Source organism: Mesorhizobium sp. M1A.F.Ca.IN.022.06.1.1, from assembly GCF_003952605.1.
GTDB lineage: Bacteria > Pseudomonadota > Alphaproteobacteria > Rhizobiales > Rhizobiaceae > Mesorhizobium.
Genome location: NZ_CP034455.1, coordinates 1928948 through 1946914, shown reverse-complemented (window position 1 = coordinate 1946914; position 17967 = coordinate 1928948). Strand labels below are relative to the sequence as shown.

Below are 17967 nucleotides of genomic sequence, written 5' to 3'. Positions count from 1 at the left end.
CGATTTTGTTGGGGTCGAGGGACGGTTCACTGCGTCTGTCGCGAAAAATCGAAGCCTGCAGATGTCCCGGACTGAGCTGAGGCACCTAGTGCGCCCTTTCCCAGTTACCAAGGCCGATCTCCCTGATAACGTAAAGAGTGCGATTGAGGTTAGTCATCTATCGCTGCGAGGAATGCCACAAGATTGTCGCCGAGTTCCGAACAGTGATATCCGCCTTCCTGCAACATGGCGACAGGTCCATCAAACGAACCTATTGTCTCGGCAGCCCTCCGAAAGCCATCAGTGCTTACGTCAAATACACTGAGCGGATCGGCGCGGTACGCATCAAGGCCAAGTGAAACCAATAGGACATCCGGCCCGAAATCTCTTACCTTTCGCATGCCTACTGAAATAGCATCGACAAAAGCCGAATCACCGCTGCCAAGCTTTAACGGTAAATTGAGGTTGAAGCCTGCTCCCGCACAGCATCCAACCTCATCCGCATAGCCGCTAAAGAAGATCGGAAATCCGTCGGGATCGGCATGCACGGACACCGTCATAACGTCAGCACGATCATAGAAGATTTGCTGAGTCCCGTTCCCGTGGTGAATGTCGATATCTAGAATGGCAATATGGTCGGCTCCTTGCATCCGTAGTGACTCGGCAAGCGTCGCAATGTTGTTGAGGTAGCAAAATCCCCAAGCCATGTCCGTGCAGGCATGATGACCAGGTGGGCGGCAGAGACCATACGCGCGTCGCTCGCCGCTCGTGATCGAACGACCAATGTTGAGGGCGATATCTATGCTGGATCGAGCCGCAGCCCAAGTTCCCCGGCCGACGGGAGATGCCGTGCCAGCGAGGTGAAATCCGGCGCGCGCAACAATATGACTGGCATAACGTGATGCAAATCTGTTGGGGTGTGTAGTGGGCACGATTTCCGGACCTGCCTGAGGCAGCGCAAGCCATTCATAGATGCCGTTCTCCAAAAAATCGAGATAACGCGCTCTGTGCACACGCCTCAGCACCGAGGCGTCCGTTGGCTTCGCCTTCAGCGCCTCGTGTCCGGCGGCGAGAGCCGACGCAAGCAGCACGTCCGCGCGTTCGGGCCGTTCGGGGCTTGGCTGCAACCTGCCGTGAGAAATGAACATTTGCGGATCGTGACTACGATGACCTTCCGAGTGAATGACTTTCATGTCTATCGCCTCCTGAGCTCCCCAGCCTGGCCAGTCTTCGGGAGATTAGGCAGCCCGATCGCTGGTCAGACAGCTTCAGGCACTTCAGTGGGAGTGCCTTACCGATCGCCGAAACGGAAGTACTTTGCAGAGTTGGCGCTCCGATACTCAAGCCGTTTCGGTTCACTTCCTGTCCACGAAACGAAGCCTCCTTTTGGGGCCCCCCTCGCAGAAATCAACCGCTTCCAGGAGTATACTTGCTCAAAACGCGCTATCTTTGGATTAAGGTTCTCTAAATTTTCGCAACAATTTTGTCTCCAATGTAACTGCCGGGGAGGCCCTCAGCCAGCCGGCCTTTGCTCCGATGGATGAGTGCGAGCTCCACGGCAAAAGTTTGGGCAGTCGGATCTGTGACTCTTCAGCGAGACAGGCTGTGGTCCACCGACTCTTTTCCGTCCCGCTGCTTTGAGGCGGCGGGCTTGGAGAAAGGGTAGGCGATCATGATCATCAAGGAGTTTCGGTGAAGCCAGACCATGATCGGGCTTCGAAGACGAGCCAGAACTCGTCGCCTGGCATTATTGCGTGCGATTGTCGAGCATCCTACCACACAGCATCACCTCGGCAGAAGACCGGCAGCTGGTCCAGGATGTGATATTGGCGGCGTTTGCCGGTCGTCGTGACCGGGAAGATCAGATCAACGGAAGGTCCGGTTTCATTCACGAAGCTATGCAGTTGGCGTTTCAAGAAGCGGACACGAAAGCCATTGCTGCCGCCACAATTCGGCGGTAAGGATGGTCGCGCCGGATGCCGGCTCTTGCCCAAGGTGACTCAGCATCGAACGCCTCACACCGCGAAGGCCGCGGTATTGTGCTAGGTGCCGGAATTGACCAAGCCGGCGTTGGCCGCAATGTCACGATAGCGAGCGCCTTGCGGATTGCGGGGGACATCGAAGTCATGAGCGCGTACTTGCTCCGGATCTCCTTTGCGCCGCAGCTCACGACCCCCATTCTTGAAATCGCCAACCATCCGGAACGGTCTGATCTTGCGTTGGTGTGTTCAAACTGCATGTCACGGGCCGCGCCGCTAGCGTTTCTTGCTGGCACGAACGCTGAGGCCGAGTTGCGGTGGAAGCCCTGCACGCATCGATTCCCTGTTCGATGTCGAGCGCGAGATCAACGGCCTGTGCGGGATCAACGCGCGCCGCGCACCAGGCCAAAAGCCGCGCCTGGGTCAAAGAACTTGGGAGCTAGATGGTCCCGACGCGCGATAAGCGTACGCGTGGTCACGCTCTCGCCAAGGCCGGAAAGGCGTTGATCTGGATCATTGACCCGGACGACGAGGGCATCGTGTCCTTTACCGACGTCGGCTTCGAAAGCCTCCCCATGGCCGTCCATCGCGAGAGACCGACGGATCCGCTCCCATCATGTTTAAAGCGGCAGGCCTTACAATATAAAACGAGATCAGCCAACAGTATAATTTGGTGACGTCCAAGCTCATTCCATGCTGGATGTATAGCAAGGCGACGTCCGATGTATAACCCTCAAGTAGGATGCGGTCTTGACTCCGACGTTGCGTTGCGACGTGTAGGGCATTAGGCCAGGCCTGATTTCAGGATTCGCGCAAATTTGTAAAACGTCAGCAATTTGCAACTGTAAAGATTTTGGCCGGCTGCTCACGGCTGTAAGATAAATTCAGTCGTGTCTACAGGACAATGATTATAAGTCTTTCACTCGCGTGCGCCGCGGTCGCGGCGAAATGCCGGCGAGAACGTATGTTCGGACACACGCGGACTATCAAAGAGGCGGAAGGCCGCGTTTCATCGCCGCCCATCGCGGATAGGGAGGCGACGGGAATTCTCGCGTTGGTCAACGATTTCTCGCTGTCGCATGTCCGACAAAGTCGGACATGCGACAGCAGTTGTTGTAAAAAGACTATCTCCTTTGACACGCTTCATGCGTCAAGATCGGCAAACGCTTCACCGACTGGGAGAATCCTCCATGTCCATGCTCAACGGATTGTGCTGTTGCCGCCCTCAAGTCGGAGGTCCCCGCGAAAAACTGCAGATTGACGAGGGCGCCATCCACGCGGTCAGCATCTTTCGTCTTTTCAGGAGCGAAGTTCCGATGAGCCGTATTGCGCATGAGGTGAGGCACGAGTTCGCAGACGCTGCATGGCAAGAGCGCCATGCTGTTACTCGCGTTGACCAGCTGCGCGAATGGATGGGGGTCGACGCCGACGGCGGTCTGATACGGGACATTGAGCTCGGCCTCGCGCGTGCGCCGATGGCGATGCGGATCACGCCTTATGTGCTGAACTTGATTGACTGGTCCAATTTCCTTCAAGACCCAATTCGCAACCGCCAGAGGTGAGACGCGTTTAGGATGGCTTGGATTCTCGACCAGCTCAATCGCTCGCGAAATGAGTCTTGAATAGCCGAGGGGGTAAAAAACAAGGAAGGCGTTCAACAGTTACCCGATCGGCTCTCGGGCACCACCTTCACTTAGACCGGCTTTAAGCAATCGATCAGGAGGAAACATGCTGACAGACGGCCGGGAGTTCGTGCGTAGCGAACACGGTCTTCTTCAGGAGGTCGCGCTCTGTAAGCGGTTCAGCTGAAGCCCACGGATTCGACAGCCAGAGAATGGTCATCCGCATCGAGCAGGGTAAAGGTCAGGAAGACCGCCATTTGATGCTGTCGCCCAAGCTGCTGGAGATTCCATGCGCCTATTTGATGCAGAATCGGCGAAGCCTTCAACGGCCGCATGCGCGACGAGCTAATGAACGGGACACTCTTTCTACGACCTCCGATCACGAGCGACAGGTGATCGCTAGATGGGTCGCCGGATACAACGAACGGGGCGCCAGCACTCGGCGCTCGGCTATATCACACCCTGCGGCCTATGCCGCCGCGCTAACAGCAACGGACGCACGGCTGCGCGACCCCGACCAGCTAAGCCGATCGCCCATTGTTAACCCGCGCAATTCTCAACTCTGGCGTCAGTCAGATTGATGACATTCCGTGTTGAGAACCAGACATCTCTAGGCGCTAGTCACTCGGAACTATAATTCGTATCATTGACCGAGCAGTCGGGAGGTGATGCGATGACAGGTAGGTGGCGGACGAAGTGGTGCTGAGCGATGAGGAGCGCGCCTTTTCGAAGCGCAGGGTCGACGGCACAAGGCGGCGCGCTCGCTGTCGGACCGGTGCCGGATGATCCTGTTCTGCGCCGAGGGTCTTCAGAGCAAGGACGTCGCCGAGCGGCTCGGCGTGCATGAACACACGGTGGGCAAATGGCGCAGGCGTTTCGTGCAAGACCGATCGAAGGGCTCACTGAGGAGTATCGCCCGGGCGCCCGCGCACTGTGTCGGACACCCAGGTGACCGAGGTGACCGAGCGCACGCTGAACACCACGCCGAAGGACGCCACCGATTGGTCGATCCGTTCTATGGCTGCTGCGGCGACAGGCCTGTCGCATACCACCATCCGCCGGATCTGGACCGCCTTCGGCCTGCAGCCTCACCGGAGCGAGACGTTCAAACTCTCGACCGATCCGCTGTTTGTCGACAAGGTGCAGGACATCGTGGACTCTACATGTCACCGCCGAACCGGGCCATCGTATTGTGTGTGGACGAGAAGTCCCCGACCCAGGCGCTAGATCGCGAGCAGCCGGTGCTGCCGATGGCGCCTGGCGTGGCCGAGCGGAGAACTCACACCTACGTCCGCCACGGCACGACGTCACTGTTTGCCGCGCTCGAAATCGCAACAGGGGCGGTGATCGGAAAATGCTACAAGCTCCATCGGGCGACCGAGTTTCCTGGAATTTCTCAAGAAGATCGATGCGGCCATACCGGAAGGGCCGGAGGTGCATCTGATGATGGAACAGTTACGCCACTCGCAAGACAAGGCCTGGCTCGCGCTGCGCCTCCACTGGCACGTGCATTTCACGCCGACCTCGGCCAGCTGGATTCGTTAGCAGCTGCATCTGGGTGTGCACCGCTCCACCGCCGAACTGGAGGCCGACATCGCCGCCTTCATCGAGACGCATAACGAAAACCCCAAGCCCTATCGATGGATCAAATCTGCCGACGAAATCCTCGCCTCCGTTAAGCGGTTCTGCCAGCGAACCCAGCTGAAGCAAAACCTAGTGCCGAACTTTAGATTCAGGTGACCAGTATTTAAAGCTGGCCAAGGGCGGCCCCCCTGATCTTTGCGCCCCTGCTCGCAACCCCCTTCGTGGCATGCCAATTGCGAGTGTGTCGCCAGGTACCAGTTCCGAGTTGCCGTTGCCCTTTCTTCAACCTAGCACTACTTTGGCAGATTTTGGTTTTGGGAGCGTTTTGAGGATTCCCAAGAGCGGTTTTGCGTGATTCATGAGAGGTCGGCTTTTGGAGGAGCCGGCCATGAACAGGGATTGGCAATTCGATCTGGAGCGGTGGCTTGAGCCGTTCGTCTCGGCGTTGAGGCACAAGACGCGTGCGCGGATGTGTCCGGCCTATATTGCTGGGCTGATTGGCCTTGGGGATCGCAAGAGCGTCCAACCGATGGCGGCGCGCGACGCGGGCGTCAACTATGACCAACTGCACCACTTCATTGCGAGCGGCGTGTGGGATGCTGCGCCGCTGGAGAAGGTGCTGCTCGCAGAGGCCGACAGACAAGTTGGCGGGAACGATGCGTGGCTGATCGTGGACGACACCGCGCTGCCCAAGAAGGGGCGCCACTCGGTCGGCGTCGCGCCGCAATATGCCTCGGCGCTTGGCAAGAACGCCAACTGCCAGACGCTGGTGTCGCTGACGCTGGCCTCTGGCGAAGTGCCGGTCATGGTGGGGCTGCGGCTGTTTCTGCCCGAGAGCTGGACTTCCGATCCCGCCCGGCTCGACCGTGCCGGTGTGCCCGAGGACCATCGTGCCTACAGGACTAAGCCCGAAATCGCGCTGGCCGAGATCGACCGGGCTCGCGCAGCCGGCTTACGCTTTGGCTGCGTGCTCGCCGATGCCGGATATGGCTTGAGTGCCCCCTTCCGGCAGGCGCTCACCGAGCGCGGCCTGATCTGGGCCGTCGGCATCCCGTTCAAGCAGAAGGTCTATGCCGCCGACGTGGCGATGATCTTCCCCGTTGCCGGACGCGGCCGCCCGCGCCGCCGGCATATCCCCGATGTGAAGTCGATGACCGCGCAGGCGATGCTGGAAAAAGCCCAATGGCGGACGGTCAGCTGGCGGCGTGGCACCAAAGGCCGCCTCTCGGCCCGCTTCGCCGCTGTCCGTGTCCGGGTTGCAGATGGCCCACCCCCAGCGCATCCGCGACATGGGCGCTCAGCATCTGCCCGGCGAGGAGGTCTGGGTGATCGGCGAGCACCGCTCGACCGGCGAGCGCAAATACTACCTCTCCAACTTGCCCCCCGACACCCGCTCAAGCAGATCGCAGGCGCCATCAAGGCGCGCTGGGTCTGCGAACAGGCGCATCAGCAGCTCAAGGAGGAACTTGGCCTCGACCACTTCGAGGGGCGCTCATGGACGGGCCTGCACCGGCACGCGCTGATTGACGATGATCGCCTACGCCTTCCTGCAATCTCGCCGCCTCAAACAAGCGGGAGGGAGAAAAAAGAATCCTCGGCCCGCCGCCCCAACCGAGCCTACCCGCCGTCAGGCAAGCCATCCTCTCCGCGCTCGCGCAGCCGCCCCCAATCCGTTACCCCCACTGCCGCAGAACCCTCTCCGCTAAAAATCTGCCAAAGTAGTGCTAGGCCGACTCATAAACTGGGTATCGCTTTGAGGCGAGTTCTGATTCAAGGCTCCTTTTGGGGCTTTATGCGGCGATATGAGCTGAGCGACTTCGAATGGAGCATCATTGCACCCAATCTGCCGAACAAAGTTCGGGGCGTGGCGCGCGTCGATGACCGTAAGGTTCTGAATGGTATTCTGTGGCGCTTCCGCACGGGATCGCCTTGGGCCGACGTGCCGGAACGGTATGGACCTTGCACGACTTGCTACAATCGCTTTGTCCGACGGCGCAAGCCGGGGTCTGGGATCGGCTTCTTGCGGCGGTTTCCCGGGCTTTCGATGGCGACATCATCATGATCGACAGTTCCTGTGTCCGCGTCCACCAACACGCAGCCACTGCAAAAAAGGGGGTGGTGACGATGGTTGCATGGGACGTTCCCGCGGCGGGCTTACGACCAAAATCCACGCGCTCGTGGATGCCGAAGGCCGGCCGATCGATCTCCACCTGACCGCTGGGCAAGCGGATGACGGGAAATCTGCCGCCGCCATGCTCGATGCGCTCCAGCCACATGCGATCCTGCTCGCGGACCGCGCCTACGATAGCAACGCCATTCGCGCCCTGGCGAAAGAGCGAAACGTTTGGGCAAACATTCCGCCGAAGAAGCACAGAACAGGCAGCTTCTCTGTCAGCGCCTGGGTCTATAGGCAGCGCAACCTCATCGAGCGCTACTTCAACAAGCTCAAGCAGTATAGAGGCATCGCTACACGATATGACCGCGATCCGCTCAACTTCATGGCCGCGATCAAACTCGCTTCTGTCCGCATCTGGCTACGCAGTTATGAGTCTGCGCCCTAGGAGTTCACATGACACTCGCCCACGCGACTATTATCGAGGGCATGATGGGGCCGCTGGAGGAGTGGATGGCTGCTGGCCGCTTCAATCTGGCAGTCCACTGCGCACTGCCCAGAGCGTGAGGAAAATGACGGTGCTGACCCGCCAAGAGTTTTACCGGGTGTGTGCCGACAGGTGAACCGCCTTCGAAAAGCCGCTCGCCGACCTGCACGCGTTTCCGCCTGGCGTGTTCCGATCCTTAGGCCGTAGGCCATTCTGAAAGACGTGTCTCAAGGGCAGGTCCGAACGCTCAAAATCATTGATCCAGTGATCACCCGTTCCGTTGTGCTCGCCCGAAAGATGAGCGCCCTCCAGCCGTCTCCGCCGGCCGCAAGCCGATCCCAAGGGTCGTCAAGACATTGATCGAGAACGGACACTGGTGTCAGCCACGGCTCCGGACCGGGCTTAGGCCATTCTCAAACCAAGCTCTTCCAGTACTATCGCCGCGATTCTTCGCGGTTCCCTTAGCTTTATCGATCTCTATTCGAGATGGTTTTGGTCGACATTCCATATTTGACCGGACGGGATCATCGCGATGAAACTACACGGAAGCGAGCCCATGTCGGGATATCGGCTGGTATCGCACTGAATTCAGTCAAGCGGAGCACGCTATGTCGTACGCCACGAGCTATGAGCTCTTTATCAACGGTAAATGGCGAGCCGCTAGTAACAAAGCCACGTTGCCGGTGGTTAACCCGGCAACGGAGAAGGTATTTGGCTCGGTGGCCTCGGCGACGGTGTCGGATCTCGACGAGGCCCTCGCTTCGGCAGAGCGCAGCCGCAAGACTTGGTCCTCACGGCCTGCAAAAGAGCGCGGCGAGACCCTTGTGGCTGCCGCCCGAATCCTCGCCACGAAGGTGGGAACCGCAGCGAAGGATCTGTCGGCCGAACAAGGAAAGACGATTGCCGAAGCCACAGGTGAATACGCGCGCGCTGTTGAAACGCTGGAGTGGAACGGCACCCACGCCGAAGAGCTGTCGGCCCCGATTCCTTTGGGCCCGAACAGGATGATAGTCCCGGAGCCCCTCGGCGTCGTTGCTGCCTTCACGCCTTGGAACTATCCCGCCGTCCTCATCGCCCGCAAGCTCGCGCCTGCGCTGGCAGCAGGCTGCCCGGTGATTCTTAAAGGTGCGGAAGAGACGCCGAGCGCCGCCGTTCATATCGTAGAAGCGTTGCGTCACGCGGGTGTCCCGGACGGCGTAGTCAATCTCGTCTTCGGTGTACCGGTGCCTATTTCGCGCCATCTCCTCAGTTCCTCAATCGTGAAGGTCTTGACTTTCACGGGCTCCACGGCAGTCGGAAAACAACTGGCCACGCTCGCCGCGAATAATTTGCAGCGCTGCGTCCTTGAACTCGGTGGACACTCCCCCGTCGTTGTGTGCGCGGATGCGGACCTCGCACAGGCGGTCCGCGCGATATCGGAATACAAGTTCGAGTGCGCGGGCCAGAGCTGCAACGCGCCGAGCAGGATTCTCGTCGCCCGGTCTCTCTATGAGGAATTCCTATCCCGAATGACGGAAGTCGCCCGCAAGATCAAGATCGGTCCACCGGACGACCCCGCGACGGAGATGGGCCCTATGGCGAACGCGCGGCGAATTGAGGCCATGCAGCATCTGACCCAAGATGCGGTCGATCGCGGCGCCCGCATCGAGACTGGTGGCACCCGCCTCGACCAGCCCGGTTTCTACTGGCCGCCAACCATCCTGACAGGGGTGCCAAAAGATGCCAAAGTGCTGCATGACGAGCCGTTCGGACCGATCCTCACCGTGGCGCCGTTCGACACGATGGAGGAGGCGATCGAAGAAGCCAACGCCACTGAGTATGGCTTAGCCGCCTACTTCTTCACCGGCGCCGCTAATGCGAAACGGGCGCTGATCGATGGCCTTTCGGCGGGCGCTGTCAGCGTGAATTACCTGAAGGGGGTTTCGGCAGATGCGCCGTATGGAGGCATTAAACAGAGCGGCTATGGATACGAAGGGGGTGAGCAAGGGGTGCGGAGCTTCCAAAGCCTGAAAATGGTTAATGGCCTCGGCTCATTTGGATGAGATCCGGTGGGAAATAGAGCGCGGATCATCGCTGGCAAGGACATCACAAGGAGCGTTGCAGACGCTCTTCAGTATATCTCATACTACCATCCTCCAGATTATGTCCGGTCTCTTTCGCAGGCATATGCGCGCGAACAGAGCCCGTCGGCGAAGAATGCTATCGGGCAGATTTTGCTGAACTCGCGCATGGCGGGCTTCGGACGGCGCCCGATCTGCCAGGACACCGGTCTTGTGGTGGTCTTTGCAAAGGTCGGCATGGGGGTCCGCATTAAATCAGCGGCGAGTTTCGCCGACCTCGTGAATAGGGGCGTTCGCCAAGCATATCTCGACCCGGACAATCCCCTCCGACCATCGATCGTCTCGGATCCGGTTGGCCGACGGGTGAACACTCGTGACAACACGCCGGCAGTCGTCCACGTGGACCTCGTGCCTGGTAACCAGATTGAAATCACCATCGCAGCCAAAGGGGGCGGGTCCGAAAACAAAGCGCGTTTCACTACCCTTAATCCCAGCGCGTCCGTTGCCGACTGGGTGGTTGACACCGTTTCGACCCTTGGCAGCGGATGGTGCCCACCCGGCCTTATCTCGGTCGGCATCGGCGGCAGCGCTGAAAAGGCCATGCTGCTGGCCAAGGAGGCCATGAACGAACCCATCGATATGTTGGAACTGACAGCCAAGGGGCCATCAAGCGCGGAGGAGGCACTACGGATTGAGCTTTATGAGCGAATTAATGGGCTTGGCATCGGCGCTCAGGGCCTGGGTGGCCTGACAACAGTCGTGGACGTCAAGGTTGCAACCTATCCTACGCACGCCGCGTCGAAGCCAGTCGCGCTCATTCCACAATGCGCCGCCAACCGGCACCTGACGTTTACATTGGACGGCACAGGGCCGGTCCAGCTCCAGCCGCCTGACCTTTCTGAATGGCCACAGATCGGAAATGAAGAATTGCACACTGCTGAGGTCAGGCGGGTCAACCTCGATGCGCTCACAAAGGAAGAGACGGCATCATGGCGTTGCGGGGAAACCCTTCTTCTGTCCGGAAAGATGCTGACGGGCCGGGACGCCGCCCACAAGCGAATGGTCGATTTGATCGATGCCGGCGAGCAGCTTCCCGTAGATCTGCGGGGTCGCGTGATCTACTACGTCGGACCCGTCCGCGCGGTGAGGGATGAGGTTGTCGGGCCGGCTGGCCCAACAACCTCGAGCCGAATGGACAGTTTTACTGAAAAGATGCTCGCCGAGACGGGGACATATGCGATGGTCGGCAAGGCCGAGAGGGGCCCGGCGGCCATCGAGTCAATTGTGAGACACAGAACGCCCTATCTCATCGCAGTGGGTGGTGCTGCGTACCTGATTTCAAAATCGATCAAGACCGCGCGGATCGTGGCCTTTGAAGACCTGGGCATGGAAGCCATCTATGAATTCGAGGTGCAGGACATGCCAGTCATCATGGCTGTCGATGTTGAAGGAAACTCTATTCATAATTCCGGGCCAATCGAGTGGCGTAAGCGCATGGCCGCCGATACGATCGCCCGCAACATCGGCGTTTAATTATTCCCGTTAGGCCAATTAGTCCTGTGTCGGCTACGCGTAGACTATCAAAGGGCAGTGAGAAGCTTTGTCTTTGTATCGGGCAAGCTGTGCGCATGGGCTTATGCCTACACCAGCATCGCCTGCGACGAAGGCACGCTGGGCTGGCACGACTGGACCATGGACGCAATTGGCGGCAGACCCTACGCAGACTAAACGTAAAGCCATACTCAGCCCGGCAATCCCATGAAGTCGAAACTCAACACAGTTCGCCTGGACGCTTGGGACCTTCGGATCCTCGCGGAGCTTCAGACAGACGGTCGGATATCGAAGAGCGAACTGGCGAAGCGCGTCCATCTGTCGGCCTCGGCTTGCTCGGAGCGGCTCCGCATACTCGAAACAACAGGGATTGTTGAAGGCTATTACGCGCGGCTGAGTCCATCCCTCACCGGGGGCGTGATTTTCGTGATGGTGGAGGTCGTGCTGGATCGTCACCGCCTCGAAGACCAAAGACACTTTGAGACGGCAATTCAAGGCATCTCCGAAATTTTGGACTGCTGGGCGATCGGGGGCCGGGTAGATTACCTGATGCGCGTTGCAGCTCCTTCTATGGCTGCCTACCAGGAATTCATGGAGGGTTTGCTACAGGTTGGACTCGGGATCGATCAATATTACAGCCTCATAGTGACGAAATCCGTAAAATCCAATTCGCCGATTCCCTTGTCCGCGCCAAGACAACGCTGAGTTGTCCGTGTTTTCCACGGAGATTGACGCAACTTCCGTGATTTCATCGGCCGCGGACGTACATTGCCGTGGAACGTGAAGTGTGTCCGTCGGTATAGTAGCTCTCGACGAGCGGGGACTGAGTGTTCTCCGCCGGGCAATAAACGGGAGAGCGACAATGAGCCTGACCAATCTGGGAACCAAGCAAGTCCAAGAAAAGGATCGGAGCTTCGTCTTTCATCCGTCCACGCACTTGGCAAAACACAGCCGCGGCGAGACGCCAAACCGGATCATGGCCGGAGCGGAAGGCGTCTACATCTGGGATACTGAAGGCCGAAAGAGCCTCGACGGTTTCGGTGGGCTCTACTGCGTCAACATGGGATATGGATGCACGGAGATTGCTGACGCCATTGCCAAGCAAGCGCACGACTTACCGTTCGCTCATGTCTATGCCAGCCAAGGCACGGAGCCCGTTGCCCGCTTAGCGGAGGCCGTGGTGGAATATTTCGGGCAGAACATGCAAAGAGTTTATTTTGGCCTCTCCGGTTCCGACGCCAACGAGACCAATATCAAGCTCGTCTGGTATTATAACAACGTTCTCGGGCGTCCCGAAAAGAAGAAGATCATTTCGCGACATCGCGGTTATCACGGTTCCGGCCTGGTCACTGGAAGCCTGACAGGTCTTCCGTTTTTTCATAAGTTTTTCGACCTGCCTTTGAATCTGGTACGCCACACAACGACCCCACATTACTATCGGCAGGCGCATGAGGGCGAAACCGAAGAAGCCTTTTCCAAACGCTGCGCCGACGAACTCGAGGCCCTTGTTCTTGCCGAGGGCCCGGAAACTGTTGCGGCCTTTATCGGAGAACCGGCACTTGGGACTGGCGGCATCGTTCCGCCCCCAAGGGGGTACTGGGCGGCTATTCAAGAGGTGCTGGATAGGCACGATATCCTGCTGATCGCCGATGAAGTCGTTTGTGGCTTCGCGCGAACCGGCGAGAAATTCGGCTCGCACCTCTATGGGATGCGCCCGGATTTCGTCACCATCGCCAAGGGCGTTAGTTCCGCCTACCTCCCAATTTCCGGGTCAATTATTGGCGACCGCGTCTGGTCTGTCCTGGAAGAAGGAACCGAGAAGAATGGACCTCTCGGCCATGGCTGGACATATTCAGGGCATACGCTTTGCGCGGCGGCCGCACTTGCCAACATTCAAGTACTTAAGGAAAGAAAGATCCTGGAGCATGTCCAGGATGTCGGGCCGTATTGGCTTTCCCGCATGAAAGCCGAATTGGAGGGACATCCCATTGTCGGCGAAGTTCGCGGCGTTGGAATCCTGTCAGCAGTAGAGCTGATGCGGGATCCCAAGGCGCGCGTACCGTTTGAGCCCGAGCTGCAGGTCGGCGCGCGTGCCGCCGCTGCTCTGCTTGAAAACGGTGTCATCGGCCGCGCCATGCCGCATGGCGATATCCTCGGCTTTGCACCGCCACTGATCATCACCCGGGCCGAAATCGACATCATCGTCGATGCGACGGCGAAGTCAGTTGACACGACGTACCGGGCCTTGAAGGCGGAAGGCGCCGTATAATCTTCGTGAGCGCCAAACGACTTGTTTTGCTGCTGTCGTCCGGTCCTCCCATTTGACCGCTGGCGTTGCGCGGCGAGCCCTGCCGGTGTACCTCCCCGCCGGCAGGGCGTATTTCTGAGACGTTGCAGGTCCACCACATCGCGCCAGTGAATGGATGCTGAGAAGAACAATTATGCTTCGTAAGAAACGCTTACGATGCCGAGCACCCGCACTTGCTTCCACCCCTAAGCAAGTTGCCGAAGACCCAGTGAAGGTTCTGACAAGGGCAGACATGCAATCTGTCTTCGAAAGATTTTTTGGAACAGCTTTCGGATGGCGACGATGAGGTCGATTTCCACAGCGCCTTGGCCTATGTGACCTCACGACTCGACCTACTCGCCTTAACGTGTTGAGAGCTCATTAACTGCTCCTCCGCGGTATCGACGGTTCCGTCGATGGTTGCGTGCGCCTCCTGCCCTCCACAGGGCCGACTATGCTTTGCGACATTTTCCGGCTGTTGGAAGGAAAGACGGCGCTGAGCATCCGAATATATTGGAAAGCAGCCGCTTCGCGCTCGACATTGCTTCGTCGCAGCGCGGCTAACACAACCCAGAAAGTCAGAGAGACGCTTTTTTTCTGCATCAGCCGAATATGGTTTGCAGCAAAACAGCCGGTGACGGCTGATATCGTAAGCATGCACAAAGACCCCACCATTCGTCCCGAATACTCAGGAGAACTACGTGCCTGAAGTCAAACTGTTTAAGCCCACGGACGTCGAGCAAAACTACAACCACAGGGGTACGTCGTGGCATGAGTTTGTCAACGAGAAAGACGACTCACCTCTAGCTTCAGGCATCACGTATCTTCGAGATTCTGACTTCGAGTGGACACTATGGTATGACGAGATGATATGCATTGATCCAGGGCAACTGCTCGAGGTGACAGTGGATGGTCGTGCGTATTCTCGGGCAAGAGGAGAATGCATAGGCTCCCCAACGGTACCGTCGCCAGGTATCGGTCCACCGGCCTTGCTTTGATGTACTATGCAATTTCTCCGTCCGACTGAAGAAACGATACCCGGTATGCCCGGTATGCCCAATCTCGCTAAGATATGCCACGATCTGAGTTCCGTGACCCGTCTGCTCGTGACCCGTATAGCTAGCGTGTCCCGCCGATTGGAGAAATTTGGATCATGACGACGTACCCGCTGGTGCTGAGGCGAGCTGCCGCAAGGGGGCCCGCACAGCGATACCCCCGGCTTTGCCCCGCCACTGATCATCGCCAGGAATACGAAGTCGACATAATCGTCGACGCGACGGCGAAGTCAGTTGACACAAGGTACCCCGCTTCGAAGGCGGAAGGGCCGTATAATCTTCGTGAGCGCCAAACGACTTTGTTTTGCCGCTGTCGTCCGGTCCTCCCATTGACCGCTGGCGTTACGCGGCAAGCCCTGCCGGCGCACCTCCCCGCCGGCAGGGCGTATTTCTGAGACGTAGCAGGTCCACCATCGCGCCAGTGAATGAATATTGAGACGAATAACCATGCTCCGCAAGGCACGCTTATGATGCCGAGGACCCGGGCTTGTTTCCACCCCCAAGCAAGTGGCCGGAGACCCAGTGAAGGTTCTGACACGCAGACATGCAATCTGTCTTCGAAGGTTTTTGGAACAGCTTTCGGAAGGCGTCGATGAGGTCGATTTCCACAGCGCCTTGGCCGATGTGAGCTCACAACCCGACCTGCTCGCCTTCGCCTATCTCTCGCTACCGCCGCGGCCAGGTGACAAGCCCAGGCTGATCTCCAACTATCCGGCGCCCTGGACAGCGCGCTATCTCGAGCACCAGTACCAGAGCATCGACCCCGTCATCGTGCGTGCCCGCGTCGGCGGATGCCCCTTCCAGATGCCGATGGACTGGCAGGATCGCTGCTCCTATGACTTCACCGCTCATTTGACGTCGAGTGGCTAGGCCTGGGAGTTCTTGCGTCGCAAACCGGCATTCCGACGCTTTCTGCTCGCTGCGCTCCAGGAGGCCAATACACTGTCTCGCGGAGCCCTTGTCGACGTGATCGCCTCTCCGCGATCTCTCGCGCTAATTAGGAGTTTTGTTTCGCCCGCTCGCAGTGCGGTCGTTCTGGTGTGCGTCGGTGCGCCCATGTATTGTCGGTCGTCGCGAAACAGACGTCCGCGTCGCCAACTCCCTTCGAAATGAGGTCATTGTCATGTCGGACGACAGTCCTGCTGGGAACCGGCCAGTGTCAGCACGTCCCTCTCCGCAAAGCTGGGCACACCATCCAGCTCGCATTTACCCGGCGGACATCCTGCGGCCGCTTGCCTGCGTGCTGAGGCGATCTGGCCCGCAGCACTTTCGAAGCATCGCTTCGCGGCGCTCGAATGGGTCAATGCCCTTTGTCTCGATGGAGAACTGCCCGCCGCTTGTTTCCCTCAAAAATTTGCAGCCCGGTTGCCATTCGTTCTTCGGGCCCTCGACGGGTCGCTCGCGTCCACCGCGAGATTGTTGAGGCGCTGATCGACGAAGGGCTCATCGAGGCCAATTTGAGGGATCCTGGCGGTCATCTGCGCGATCGCGCCAGCCGCGCCGTCTCTCGTAGTCACGCGCTGATGAATAGCGGGTACCGAGATTTCCTCGTCTAAAAAGGCGTCGCAACCCGCGCTGTAATTCAGCCGGCGAACAGTTGCTTGCAACCGGTTGTCACCATCCAATTCGCGCGATCGATATGGCTGCGAACAGCCTTGCGGGCACGGATCGGTTCAAGGGCCGGGTCGATGCCGAGAATGAGTTCGGCCATTTCCTCTACGCTGGCATTATCGACGCAGGCGTCGAGGATGCGCAGGTAAATGGTGCGATGTTGCCTGTCGTAGCCCGTGATGCTGTCTGACCAGGGGACTTCGTCGCGCAGTGTTGAGCTTTGAGTCCCATCTGTTCCCGTTGATCGATTCATGTCTGCCGTGAACCTCGCATGTTAATCGCTGGATTCAAGGCAAAATATCCCAAAATGGGATAATCCGAAACCGACATTAGTGGCTGAGCCGGTCTTCACCTGACCGGTTCGCCTACATGCCCAAATCTCTTCGATCTCCCCGCCACCAGCGGTTTCTGGCCCAGCTGACATCGCTGCGCAATGCAAAAGGCATGGCCCAGGAGCAGGTGGCCGAGAAGCTTGGCCGGCCGCAATCCTTCGTGGCCAAGTATGAGGGTGGAGAGCGGCGTCTCGATGTCATTGAGTTTCTCGACGTAACCGCGGCCCTTGACGCTGACCCGTGCGAGATCCTGTTGAGCCTACGATCATAGCTGGCGCCGGCGGGATCGCGAAGCGCACCGGCTGCCGCGGAGCGCCGGCTCTTCTTCGGCAAGCTCATGCGTCTCAGGCATCCAGCGCGCCGCTGACGGGCGGCAGCCTTTCGGCTATTGAACGACGTGGCGCCTGACCGACCATTCTTCGTGCGCTCGGATCACTAGCTGGAAGCATCCCGCCTTCGCTAAGGCGCTCTTCGGCGAACGGGGCGCGTCCAGTCCGACTTGAATTATCCTCGCGATTACGTGCGCGACGCATCCGCGTCTCTTGTGGCAGCGCGACTGCGTGGCCGCTCCGGGTCCTCTTCGTTCCGGTCTTTCGAATGTGGTCCGCCTTCTACGGCGGCCTTTCCGGTCGCTTTCGCCCACCCCGCGTCCGGGGGGAGGGCGCGATTGGCGAACGGAGGACCAGACAATGCGTGCAAACAACAAGTGTTCCGGCAGCCGAGAGGCTGGCGCCGCCGAGGGCGGGCGCTCAGGCGCTTGCCTCATCAGCAGGTCAAACCGCGTCATTGCCGAACTGGAGCACGGCACCGTTCCCGTGGGGGGCAAGACCATGCGAAGAATGTCGCTTGGCGGCCAACCCCAGGCTCTGTCTGAACGCCCATCTTGCGTCTAGATCGTTAGCATATGCAAACTGAATTTGACATAGGCTGCGCGGCCATCAATCCTCACGAACACCCCGCAGATAGGCGTCCCAACTTTGTAAAAGGGCTTGAACGCCTACGCCGCAAATGCGGTAGCAGCATGCAAGACTGAAATTTTGAGCGAGCTTATGATAGAACCTGAATTGCCTGCACCTCTCGACAACGTTCAGGCACTTCGAGGTGATGCGGTCGATCGAGCACACTCGAACTCACGGACGGTAGTACCTCGAGGGCCTCGCTTCCGATCCGCGCGAACTCCGGCCGGGATGAGGGTTTCGCCGGACCGGCCGACCACGTTTGAGCGCGGAGACAAGGCTGCCGACACGATGCGCTCACATTAATTGACATGAACAGCGGCACCTCCCGCTTCGAAGAGGCGCTGTTCA

Annotated in this window: 9 protein-coding genes and 5 pseudogenes; 12 read left to right on the top strand and 2 right to left on the bottom strand. The window is 58.8% G+C overall.

What is annotated here, in order from left to right:
• Nucleotides 1–149: 149 nt before the first annotated feature.
• Nucleotides 150–1172 carry a histone deacetylase family protein gene (locus tag EJ078_RS09375; RefSeq protein WP_208721237.1) on the bottom strand — a complete coding sequence of 341 codons (1023 nt, stop codon included), beginning with the start codon at nucleotides 1170–1172 and terminating at the stop codon, nucleotides 150–152.
• 1976 nt (nucleotides 1173–3148) lie between these two features.
• Here EJ078_RS09375 and EJ078_RS09365 point away from each other — a divergent pair.
• The 11 genes and pseudogenes from EJ078_RS09365 to EJ078_RS09310 all read left to right on the top strand — a co-directional run bounded on the left by EJ078_RS09365 (nucleotide 3149) and on the right by EJ078_RS09310 (nucleotide 15587).
• Entirely contained in the window at nucleotides 3149–3520 is a 372-nt protein-coding gene (locus tag EJ078_RS09365) for a hypothetical protein (protein ID WP_208721233.1), read from the top strand.
• Between the two features lie 210 nt (nucleotides 3521–3730).
• Nucleotides 3731–3867, top strand: a pseudogene (locus EJ078_RS09360) (integrase); the annotation flags it as partial.
• Nucleotides 3868–3895: 28 nt separating this feature from the next.
• Nucleotides 3896–4043 (top strand): annotated as a pseudogene (locus tag EJ078_RS30255) (transposase); the annotation flags it as partial.
• Nucleotides 4044–4264: 221 nt separating this feature from the next.
• Nucleotides 4265–5320: pseudogene (locus tag EJ078_RS09355) on the top strand (IS630 family transposase).
• 202 nt (nucleotides 5321–5522) lie between these two features.
• Nucleotides 5523–6626 (top strand): annotated as a pseudogene (locus tag EJ078_RS09350) (IS701 family transposase); the annotation flags it as partial.
• 330 nt (nucleotides 6627–6956) lie between these two features.
• Nucleotides 6957–7725, top strand: a pseudogene (locus tag EJ078_RS09345) (IS5 family transposase).
• A gap of 647 nt (nucleotides 7726–8372) precedes the next feature.
• Nucleotides 8373–9806: an NAD-dependent succinate-semialdehyde dehydrogenase gene (locus EJ078_RS09340; RefSeq protein WP_208721226.1), complete on the top strand. Its 1434-nt coding sequence runs from the start codon at nucleotides 8373–8375 to the stop codon at nucleotides 9804–9806.
• Nucleotides 9807–9812: 6 nt separating this feature from the next.
• Nucleotides 9813–11357 (top strand): fumarate hydratase, encoded by a 1545-nt coding sequence (locus EJ078_RS09335; protein WP_208721224.1) that lies wholly within the window; start codon nucleotides 9813–9815, stop codon nucleotides 11355–11357.
• A gap of 225 nt (nucleotides 11358–11582) precedes the next feature.
• Nucleotides 11583–12080: an Lrp/AsnC family transcriptional regulator gene (locus EJ078_RS09330; protein ID WP_091597942.1), complete on the top strand. Its 498-nt coding sequence runs from the start codon at nucleotides 11583–11585 to the stop codon at nucleotides 12078–12080.
• Between the two features lie 157 nt (nucleotides 12081–12237).
• Nucleotides 12238–13644, top strand: a complete 1407-nt coding sequence (locus tag EJ078_RS09325) for an aminotransferase (RefSeq protein WP_128284838.1) — start codon at nucleotides 12238–12240, stop codon at nucleotides 13642–13644.
• Between the two features lie 1640 nt (nucleotides 13645–15284).
• Complete coding sequence (locus EJ078_RS09310; RefSeq protein ID WP_245459154.1) at nucleotides 15285–15587, top strand: autoinducer binding domain-containing protein; 303 nt, start codon at nucleotides 15285–15287, stop codon at nucleotides 15585–15587.
• 712 nt (nucleotides 15588–16299) lie between these two features.
• Here EJ078_RS09310 and EJ078_RS09305 read toward each other — a convergent pair.
• Nucleotides 16300–16581: a DUF2285 domain-containing protein gene (locus tag EJ078_RS09305; RefSeq protein WP_091597932.1), complete on the bottom strand. Its 282-nt coding sequence runs from the start codon at nucleotides 16579–16581 to the stop codon at nucleotides 16300–16302.
• A gap of 116 nt (nucleotides 16582–16697) precedes the next feature.
• On the opposite strand from EJ078_RS09305, the gene EJ078_RS09300 reads away from it, so the two are divergent.
• On the top strand, nucleotides 16698–16931 hold the full coding sequence (locus tag EJ078_RS09300; protein WP_127313402.1) for a helix-turn-helix transcriptional regulator: 234 nt from the start codon (nucleotides 16698–16700) through the stop codon (nucleotides 16929–16931).
• The last annotated feature ends 1036 nt before the right edge of the window (nucleotides 16932–17967 follow it).